Here is a 9,412-nt window from a genome sequence, read left to right as displayed (position 1 = left end):
TCCGCACGAGCGCCATCGTCCCGAAGACGAGGGTGTTGGCGAGGTACATGTACGCCGGCCCGGCCACCATCCGCACGGCGGCGATGTCGTTCGTCGCGCGGGACATGATCTCGCCCGTGGGGTTGGCCGCGTAGAACCCCGCGTCCAGCCGCAGCAGGCGATGAAAGAAGTCGTCGCGCAGGTCCAGCTCCACGCGGCGGCTCACGCTGTTCAGGATCTGCCGCATCCAGAAGCGCCCCGCGCCCGCCAGCAGCGCCAGGACCACGGATATGGCGGCGTACCGGGCCACCTCTCCCCGCGTGGAGCCGGCCCGGTCCAGGGCATCGACCCCGTACTTGACGTATTCCAGCCCCAGGTTGCCCACTGCATTGGACACCACCACGGCGCCCAGGCCCAGCGATATGGAGCCCCGGTAGCGCCGCAGATACGGCAAAAGGGCCTTGAGCTCTCGCATGTAGCAGATTTCCCCCGCTGTTTGTAGCAGCGGGCACAAGCGTTGCCCCTGAGTGTATGCTGACCGGGGGGCGAGGACGACGCGTGAGAGTACCTTCGCCCCGGACGGATTGCAAGCAATGACGCGGAAAAGGAGCTGTTGGCATGACTCGCAAGACCCTCGCTGCCGCCTTTGTCCTGGCCCTGCCCCTGTCCTCTTTGTTGGTCGCCTGCGGCGGCGGAGGGGACACCGACCGGGCCGCGCTGGAGCGTGAGGCCCTGGAGCGCGACCTGGACCTGGCCCTGCAGCCGGACAGCACGCGCGAGGTGGCCCTGCGCGACGTGGCCCTGGTGGACAGCAGCGCCGGCACCGTGGCGCCCGCGCCCGGCCAGCCGCGGGCGCCGGCCCCCGCGCCCGCCGCCGCCAAGCCCCAGGCCGCTGCTCCCTCGCGCCCGGCGGAGCCGGCCGGCCCCCGCTACGTGACGCGCACGGCCAGCAGCGGCACCAGCATGACGGTGCGCTTCACGGAGTCGCTCAGCACGCGCTACGCCAGCGAGGGGAGCACGTTCAGCACCACGCTCACGCACGCCTTGACGGACGACCAGGGCCGCACGGTGGTCCCCGCGGGCGCCACCGTGCGCGGCCGGGTGACGCGGTCCGTGGCCTCCGGGGGCGGGCTGGGGCGTGACGCGGGCATCTCGGTAACGCTCACGTCCATCTCGTACAACGGCGAGCGGTACCCCATCGACGTGACGATGGTGGACGCGCCGGCCGTGCGTAAGCAGAGCCGCCAGAGCCGCGGGCAGACGGCGGCGACGGTGGCGGGCGGCGCGGCCGTGGGCGCCATCGCGGGCCGGGTGCTGGGCCGCAGCCGCCGCAGCACGGCCATTGGCGCTGTGGCGGGCGCGGGCGCGGGCACGGCGGTGGTGGTGGCGTCGCACGACATCGACGCCGTGATCCCCGCCGGCAGCACGGCCACGGTGCGCCTGGACGGCCCCGTGAGCGTCCGCCGCCGCGCGGACTGAACGGCGGCGGCGTGGTTTCGTGCCCCGGTTTGGTGATGCGCCGCCCCGCCGAGTGAACGGCGGGGCGGCGTTCTTGTCGGGGAAGTGCGAAAGTGCGAAAGTGCGAACGGACCGGAGGGAGAGGTCGTACGCGGGGAGGGACGTTTCTACCGCGGGCGGGCGGCCCCCTCCCCCCGGCCCCCTGCCCCCGCGGAGCGGGGGAGGGGGAGAACTGCACGAGCGGTGGCCGGCCCCGCGCGGGCGTCGCCGTTGCGCGGGTGAAGCCCTGTTCGCAGAGCGCGTCAGCGCGAGACAGGGCTTATCGCAGTCCCAGCGGCGGCTTTAGCCGCTCCGTCGCGATGCCGGCTTCGTCTCGATGGTCGCGGTGCCCGCCCCGCCGCACTCCCCCACCCGCCGCGCGGACCCGCTTCCGCACTTCCGCACTTCCGCACTTTCGCACTTTCGTACTTTCGCACTTTCGCACTGGCAGTCCGGCACGGTTCCTGAACAGTCATGCGGCCCAACAGCTTAGCGACCCGCAACCCAGGAGATCGCGACCATGGCCGGCAAGCGTCCTGACCAGCACAACATCGACCCGCGCGAGGCGGGCTCCACGGACTACAAGACCCTGCCCCAGCACGGGCACGGCAAGTACAACGCGGAAGATTCCGTGCTGCACGACAAGCAGCAGCTGGCGGAGTCCATGTCCGCCTCGGGCGTGCCGCACAATCCCGGCAAGCCCGAACCTTCCGTGCACGCGCGTGCGGGCCATCCCATTGACGGCGACGAGGGCGGCAGCGACGCGGGCAAGGCGCGCGAGGCCCGCGGCAACACGGACCCCCGCGAGGAGGGCGTGGGCGGATGACCATGGAGCGCACCGCGGGGCCCGGCCCGCGCAAGGAGATCGGCGACGCGGAAAGCTCACAGCTGCATCCGCCGCACGTGACCGAGAACGACCGCGGCGCGCAGTTCCAGGCCGACAGCCCGGCGCCCAACGACGTCGCCGGCCCACCCGCCACGGCGCACGGCAGGGACGCCGTGGACAGCGCCAACGAGGTGCGCCAGGTGGACGACGAGAGCGCCTACGAGCGCCGCCCCGGCGAGGACAAGGACCGCGCCGAGACGGACATGCCGTAAGGGGCCCTCACCCGCTCGCTGTCGCTCGCACCCTCTCCCGCAAACTGCGCGGGAGAGGGTGTAGACTTCTACGGAGTGATCGCACGGGGCGGAGATCCTGCGAGGGTGAGATCGGCGAAGAAAAGACCGTCGCTGCGCGACGGGGGGCCCTCTCCCCCGACCGCCTTTTTGCTCGTTCCTCGCAACGGCGGTCGACCCCTCCCCCAACTTCGGGGGAGGAGTTTTTCGTGGGGACAGCTCAGCGCGTGGAACTCAGCTTGTGCTGGGCCTGGTCATCCCATCCCGCGAAAGAGCCCTTCGCGGGCCGGGAGACACCCTGCCGACGTTCTTGATGTGTGATCCTCCCTTCCCCCATGCCGTTTATGGGGGAAGGGCAGGGGATGGGGGGCGCCCGGCGGCTGGCTGGATCCATCCTCCACCACGTGGGCCTTCTCCCCTCCACGCCTCCTCGCATCCCCCGATTCCGCCCACCGGCCGCATCCGGTTGTAGCACCCTGCTACGCTGGCCGCTTCGGCGCGGAGGCGTGTCAACCCCGTGACCGGCGATGCGTCCGCCGTTATCTTCCGCGCCCGGATCAACACCCGTTCGGAGGCACTGGCCGACGCGGCCCGGAGGCTTGGATCGCGGCTCCACCGGCGTCCCGCGGACGCGAATCCCACTCCGCTGAATCCGTTGCAGTTCAACCTCCCCCAGGGGTTTTGGGGGAGGTGGGCGAGCTCCGCGAGCCCGGAGGGGGCGTCCCCTGGGCTCCGCGTCCCCGGATTGGACCCTACACCACAACCCGTTGTGGTGCTCGATGGGCCGGGTAGCACCCTGTAGCACCCCGGACGTGCCATCCTGGCGGCCCTCCCGCCCGAAGCCATCCCGAATCGCTCCCGCCGCGGCGCGCCCGCACCGCGGTCTCCCATCCGCCAAAACCCGCGCGGATGCTGAACAATCGCTCGAAACACATGGCGTGGGGTATCAATGGCATACACGTTGCCAGGGCGCACGCGAGCCTTGACCACTACATGTAGTGGTCTTACCTTCATCCCCCGCTAGATGTGGTGCGCGTACGGGCGGGGCTCCGGACCCCGCGAAGGCCGCGCGATTGCTGGATCCGCATCTGTTTTTTTCGTATTTGCTGTCCGCCTAGAACCCAAGGCCAGGAGTCCTCGATGAACCCTCCCTCCCCCTCCACGGCGCCGATCGCGGGTGTGAACCTTCCCCGCGCGGAGCTCAGCGACAACGCACGCATCGTCCTCGCCAAGCGCTACCTGCGCAAGGACGAGAACGGCAAGCCCGTGGAAGAGCCGGAGGAGATGTTCTGGCGCGTGGCGCTCACCATCGCCGAGGCCGACGCCAAGTACGGCGCCGGCAGCGACGAGGTGCGCCAGCTGGCCCGCGAGTTCTACCTGCTGATGACGCGCCGGCTGTTCGAGCCCAACTCGCCCACGCTCATGAACGCCGGCCGCCCCCTGGGCCAGCTGAGCGCCTGCTTCGTGCTGCCCGTGGACGACGCCCTGAGCAACGGCCAGAGCGGCGTGTACGACACCCTGCGCTCCATGGCCATGGTGCACCAGTCGGGCGGCGGCACGGGCTTCTCGTTCAGCCGCATCCGCCCGTCGGGCGACATCGTCCGCAGCACCACGGGCGTGGCCAGCGGGCCCATCAGCTTCATGTCGCTGTACGACTCGTCCACCGAGGTGGTCAAGCAGGGCGGCACGCGCCGGGGCGCCAACATGGGCATCCTGCGGGTGGACCATCCGGACGTCGAGGACTTCATCGACTGCAAGCAGGACATCACCAAGATCACCAACTTCAACATCTCCGTCGCCATCACCGACGCGTTCATGAACGCGGTGCGCAAGGGCGAGGACTATGAGCTGGTGAATCCGCGCACGAAGGAAGTCGTCGGTTACAAGAACGCGCGCATGATCTTCGACAAGATCGTGCAGAACGCGTGGAAGACGGGCGAGCCGGGCGTGTTCTTCATCGACCGGGCCAACTTCTACAACCCGGTGCCGCACCTGGGATCGTACGAGGCCACGAACCCCTGCGGCGAGCAGCCCCTGCTGCCGTACGACGTGTGCAACCTGGGCAGCGTGAACGTGGGCGCCTTCGTGCGTGACGACGTGCCGGCCTCGGAGCCCTGGTACGACCGGGTGGACTGGAAGGAGTACCGCCGGGTCACGCGCCTGTCCACGCACTTCCTGGACAACGTCATCGACGCCAACCAGTACCCGCTGCCGGAGATCACGGACCTCGCCAACCGCATCCGCCGCATTGGCCTGGGCGTGATGGGCTTCGCGGACCTGCTCGTTCGCCTGGGCATTCCGTACAACAGCGAGGACGGCGTGGAGGTGGGCCGCCGGGTGATGGAGTTCCTGGACGAGGAGAGCAAGAAGGAGTCGGAGCGGCTGGCCGAGATCCGCGGCGCGTTCCCCGAGTGGGAGCAGAGCATCTGGGGCCCGGACGAGACGGCTGCCCGCGCGCCCAACGGCGAGCGCATCCGCCCCATGCGCAAGCTGCGCAACTGCAACGTGACGACGGTGGCGCCCACGGGGACGATCTCCATCTTCGCCGGATGCTCGTCGGGCATCGAGCCGCTGTTCGCCGTGGCGTTCATGCGCAACCAGGCCGGCAGCCTCATGCCGGACGTGAACGAGGACTTCGTCAAGTTCGCGCAGGACGGCGGCTGGTACAGCCCGGAGCTCATGGAGCGGATTGCCCGCGAGGGCCACATCCACTTTGCCGAGGTGCCCGAGGCCGTGCAGCGGGCCTTTGCCACCGCGCACGACATCACGCCCGAGTGGCACGTGCGCATGCAGAGCGCCTTCCAGGAGCACTGCGACAGCGCCATCAGCAAGACGACCAACTTCCCGCACGAGGCCACGGTCGACGACGTCCGCAAGATCTACGAGCTGGCGTTCGACCTGGGCGCCAAGGGCGTGACGGTGTACCGCGACGGCAGCCGCGACGGCCAGGTGCTCAGCACGGGCGCCACCAAGACGCCGGCGCAGCAGGCGGAGGACGCGGCGAAGGTCGCCGAGGCCGCGGCCAAGGTGGCCGAGCAGGCGGAGCGCATGGCCAAGCTGGAGCGCGAGATCGCCCGACTCCGCGCCGATCTGCGCGACAGCGAGGCGCAGGTGGCCCAGGCCCGGCGCCAGAAGCGCAAGCGCCCCAACGTGCTCAACGGCACCACGCGCAAGATGAGCTCGCCGCTGGGCGACGTGTTCGTGACCATCAACGAGGACACGGAGCACAAGCCGTTCGAGGTGTTCGCCACGCTGGGCAAGGCGGGCTCCGTGGCCATGGCCGACGTGGAGGCCATCGGCCGGCTCATCTCGCTGGCGCTGCGGTTTGGCATCCCCGTGAACGACGTGTACCAGCAGCTGCGGGGCATCAGCTCGGACCGGGCCATCGGCTTCGGCGACAACAAGGTGCTGTCCGTGCCCGATGCCATTGCCCAGGCGCTGGGCCTGCGCGAGCGCGAGAAGGCCGGCATTCAGCAGGAGCTGATCCCGGAGGTGGTGGGCGGGGTGACGGAGGTGGTGACGCTGCCGGAGACGCTGGATACGCAGCCGCAGCTGCCCCTGCACGCTTACGAGCACGAGGCGCAGACCTTCATGGGCACCTGCCCGGACTGCAGCAGCCAGCTGGAGTTCGCCGAGGGCTGCAAGAAGTGCCACGCCTGCGGCTACTCCGAGTGTGGGTGAGCTGAGCGGATGCTGTACGAGGCCCGCGGCTCTGGTTGAGCCGCGGGCCTTTCTGCGGGAACCCTCGTGGAGGTGCGTGATGAACTACATCCCCCGTGATCTCATCGAACATCGCCGCCATCGCGTATGACGACGACGGCGGAATCCTCGGCGTGAGGTTCAACCACGGCGGCGAATAGCGGTATCATGGCGTGCCGAACCCGTGTATCAGAGCCTCGCGGGCGCGGAGTCCTAAGGGCCGCTACTTCGGCGAGTGCGTGGCGAACGCGTACGCCTGCGCGAGGGTGCGCTAGGATAAGGTGCGTGGGCCAAGCGTGGCGCGGTCCGCAGCGGGTACAGCTACGCGGTCCTGGTGACGGAGTCCGCCGGGCGCGCGTGGTGTGGGTTGGAGCCGGCGGTGTGACAGCTGCTTGATCATATGGGGCAATCAAAGGTTGCAACTCTGATCGCGACGTCTTATATCCACATACAAACAGATCTTTCCTTTCGTTACTCCTGCCACCAGAGAAGTATGCGCCTAAGCACTGCTCGAATCCGTGGGTTCCGTAGCGTTGAAGACGTTGTGCTAGACAATTGCGGTGCCCTGAATGTCCTTATTGGAAAGAACAACGCCGGAAAATCGAATCTGCTCCTCGGTATCAATGCGTTCTTTACATGCATCGCTGATGGCAAGGCTGTTTCGATCGACCCTCCGATTGGACGTACCTTCGACTTTCACGGGAATGTTGCTGAAAGTCCCATCGATCTGATTTTAACCTTTGAGCTTTCAGAGGATGAAGCGGGACAGATCCGGGAATCGATCGTGGCCGTTGCGCCACAAATGCGTAATGCTGTCGAGAATCTGGACTCCCCTTTCGCTGTCGTAGTTGCTGTTTCCGTCCCTCCCGAGACTCCGGCGTATGCGTATGTTCGCGAAATCAAGCTACTTCGGATCAACGAAGCTGGGGTAATATCTGAGCATTTGATCGTCCGGGTACCGCCGGCCGCCGCCGCCGAACTCGCAAAGAATGCCCGGTCAGCAAAGACTCGGTACGCTGGTGCTGAAGCAGTGCGCAAGCGTACCGAAGCCGGGCGTCGATACCGTGAGGGTTGGGAACGCGTAAAGCTCGATTTCGGTGCATACTCCTCGGTTTCAACATATGACGGTACTATCGCACCCGAGTTCTTGGCGCAACTGAATGAACTTGCTCGGAACTCGGAGAGCTTCGACCGTTTCCAGGTAGCGGCTGCTAAACTGGCCGAAAACTTGGAATCCGAGGCGACGGCACTGCAACTCAGCCCACTTCGCACAAATCTAGAAACGTTCGCGGGAAATGAAGATCGCTTGCCCTCGTACAGCCGCCAGATACTCGAGATGATCGCAGGTATTCCAGTTTTGTACTTGACGGAACGCCGTGAACCGATCGGCCGGGCTGAGGCATCTTTACTGCTCGAGCTAAAGGTATCCCGCGGTGGAACTGATCAACTCCGGCGCATCCAACAGACTGTATCGAACCTTTTAGGTGTGGAGATTGATGCGTTTCGTGCTGAGGGTGTGGGTCGACGAGGAGATGCTGCCGAACTGGATGTTGATCGTTTCGTAGTTCAGGTGAATGGTGCTGGTATACGCGAAGCGTTGAGGCTTGTGCTGGACTATGAATTGAAACAGCCCTCTTTGTTGTTGGTAGAAGAGCCAGAGATACATCTTCATCCCGCACTTGAAACAACCGTATTGCGCTATCTCAAAAGTATCGGGCTGCGGTGTCAGATCTTCGTTACAACACATTCAACCAATTTTCTCGATACCGCCGAAATGAAGAACGTCTATCTTGTTTCACGAGAAGGAGCCACACAAGTGGAGCAGATCGACACAGAAGAAGCCGAAGCCATCCTGCCAAAGGAACTCGGGCTACGTCTTAGTTCGCTCTTCATGTATGATCGGTTAGTATTCGTCGAAGGGCCAATCGACGAGGAGATTGTGCGCGAGTGGGCCTCTACGATGGATGTAAATCTCGGACGTGCAAACGTCGGCTTCATCACAATCGGAGGAGTAAAGAATTTCGCCCATTACGCTAACACGCACACATTGGAGTTTCTTGCGCGGCGGCAAGTTGCGATTTGGTTTCTTCTCGATAGAGATGAGCGCGATGATCAGGAAGTTGCCCAACTCAAAGAGCGTTTGGGAGACACAGCGCAACTCATAGCACTGGAGAGGCGAGAAATAGAGAATTATCTACTTGTCCCGCGCGCAATAGCTGTATATTTAGAAGAGAGATTTGCAGCGGAGAACGTTAGTCTGCAGAGGGAAATCTCCACTGAGCAGGTAGCTCGGGACATGGATGAGTGCGCGGACGAGTTGCTTCCTCTCACGGTCCGAAATCGTGTTGCCAAGCTGTTATGTACGCCCGTGTATCCAGACCGGCGTGCCATATTAGCCGAGGAGAATCTGGACGATTTCGTTAGCCGTTTGTCAGAGGAGATGGAGCATCTCAAGCAAGCTATTACTGACCGTGAGTCCCGAATCCTCTTTCTGGTAGAGGCAGAACGGGCCGATATCGAGAGGCGGTGGGTGAATGACAAACTCTCGCTCGTGCCCGGCGATCTACTTCTGGACTGCATATGCCGTCGTTACGGAGTGCGTTTTAGGAAAGAGCGTGACTCTGTCCGGCTCGCGAGCAAATTGCTCAATGACGAAATCGCGCCTGAGATTCGGCGGTTCTTGAGCGATGTTGGAACTGCCTGAGATGAGGTAAGGCAACTGCGGGTGCTCACCGCAGTTGCAGAGTCGATTGAATCAGTGCGGGGCTGGCCGTTTTACTCTGTTTATACACGGTCAGACACACCAACTCGGCTGCCGGATCAATCTTCTCCCAGAACCGGCTGCGTCCCTTGCGCTGGATCGTGTAGCAGGGCGGCGGGAGCTTGGGGCTGGCGTTTCTTTGTTTCGTGCCCTCTCCTCTTGACCTGTGCCGCCCGGCAGGGCTACCGTTGTGGCGCGACGGGCGATCCTCGTCGCCCATTCCTCGGTGAACTCCAAGCACGTCCACCTCACATGCACTCATCGCGCGGCGTAGCACTGTCCATGCTGCTGTTTACAGCGGCGTGCGGACCGTCACAGTCAGAATACGATTCGCTCGCAACCGAACGAGCGTCGCTACAG

The 9,412-nt window shown here is 65.0% G+C and carries 6 protein-coding genes; 5 read left to right on the top strand and 1 reads right to left on the bottom strand.

Features of this window, described 5'->3' with window-relative positions; translation table 11 throughout:
- A partial coding sequence (locus VFZ20_RS09215) for an ABC transporter transmembrane domain-containing protein (protein WP_329683569.1) occupies window positions 1-454 on the bottom strand: 454 nt, incomplete at its 3' end.
- Window positions 455-597: 143 nt separating this feature from the next.
- On the opposite strand from VFZ20_RS09215, the gene VFZ20_RS09210 reads away from it, so the two are divergent.
- The 5 genes from VFZ20_RS09210 to VFZ20_RS09190 all read left to right on the top strand — a co-directional run bounded on the left by VFZ20_RS09210 (window position 598) and on the right by VFZ20_RS09190 (window position 8,995).
- Window positions 598-1,458, top strand: coding sequence for a hypothetical protein (locus VFZ20_RS09210; protein WP_329683568.1), 861 nt, complete (start codon window positions 598-600; stop codon window positions 1,456-1,458).
- 538 nt (window positions 1,459-1,996) lie between these two features.
- On the top strand, window positions 1,997-2,302 hold the full coding sequence (locus tag VFZ20_RS09205) for a hypothetical protein (protein WP_329683567.1): 306 nt from the start codon (window positions 1,997-1,999) through the stop codon (window positions 2,300-2,302).
- A gap of 2 nt (window positions 2,303-2,304) precedes the next feature.
- Complete coding sequence (locus VFZ20_RS09200; RefSeq protein ID WP_329683566.1) at window positions 2,305-2,574, top strand: hypothetical protein; 270 nt, start codon at window positions 2,305-2,307, stop codon at window positions 2,572-2,574.
- 1,158 nt (window positions 2,575-3,732) lie between these two features.
- Complete coding sequence (locus VFZ20_RS09195) at window positions 3,733-6,273, top strand: vitamin B12-dependent ribonucleotide reductase (protein WP_329683565.1); 2,541 nt, start codon at window positions 3,733-3,735, stop codon at window positions 6,271-6,273.
- Window positions 6,274-6,784: 511 nt separating this feature from the next.
- A complete protein-coding gene (locus VFZ20_RS09190; RefSeq protein ID WP_329683564.1) occupies window positions 6,785-8,995 on the top strand; it encodes an AAA family ATPase in 2,211 nt (736 codons plus the stop codon).
- Window positions 8,996-9,412: the final 417 nt, after the last annotated feature.

The organism is Longimicrobium sp., from assembly GCF_036280135.1.
GTDB lineage: Bacteria > Gemmatimonadota > Gemmatimonadetes > Longimicrobiales > Longimicrobiaceae > Longimicrobium.
Note: the sequence above shows the minus strand (reverse complement) of the source record. Positions and strands in the feature narration are given on the sequence as shown.

Bases quoted from the DNA above. Each gene is read 5' to 3' on its own strand.
- VFZ20_RS09210 (WP_329683568.1), top strand. From the start codon at position 598: ATGACTCGCAAGACCCTCGCTGCCGCCTTTGTCCTGGCCCTGCCCCTG.
- VFZ20_RS09205 (WP_329683567.1), top strand. From the start codon at position 1,997: ATGGCCGGCAAGCGTCCTGACCAGCACAACATCGACCCGCGCGAGGCG.
- VFZ20_RS09195 (WP_329683565.1), top strand. From the start codon at position 3,733: ATGAACCCTCCCTCCCCCTCCACGGCGCCGATCGCGGGTGTGAACCTT.
- VFZ20_RS09190 (WP_329683564.1), top strand. From the start codon at position 6,785: ATGCGCCTAAGCACTGCTCGAATCCGTGGGTTCCGTAGCGTTGAAGAC.
- VFZ20_RS09200 (WP_329683566.1), top strand. From the start codon at position 2,305: ATGGAGCGCACCGCGGGGCCCGGCCCGCGCAAGGAGATCGGCGACGCG.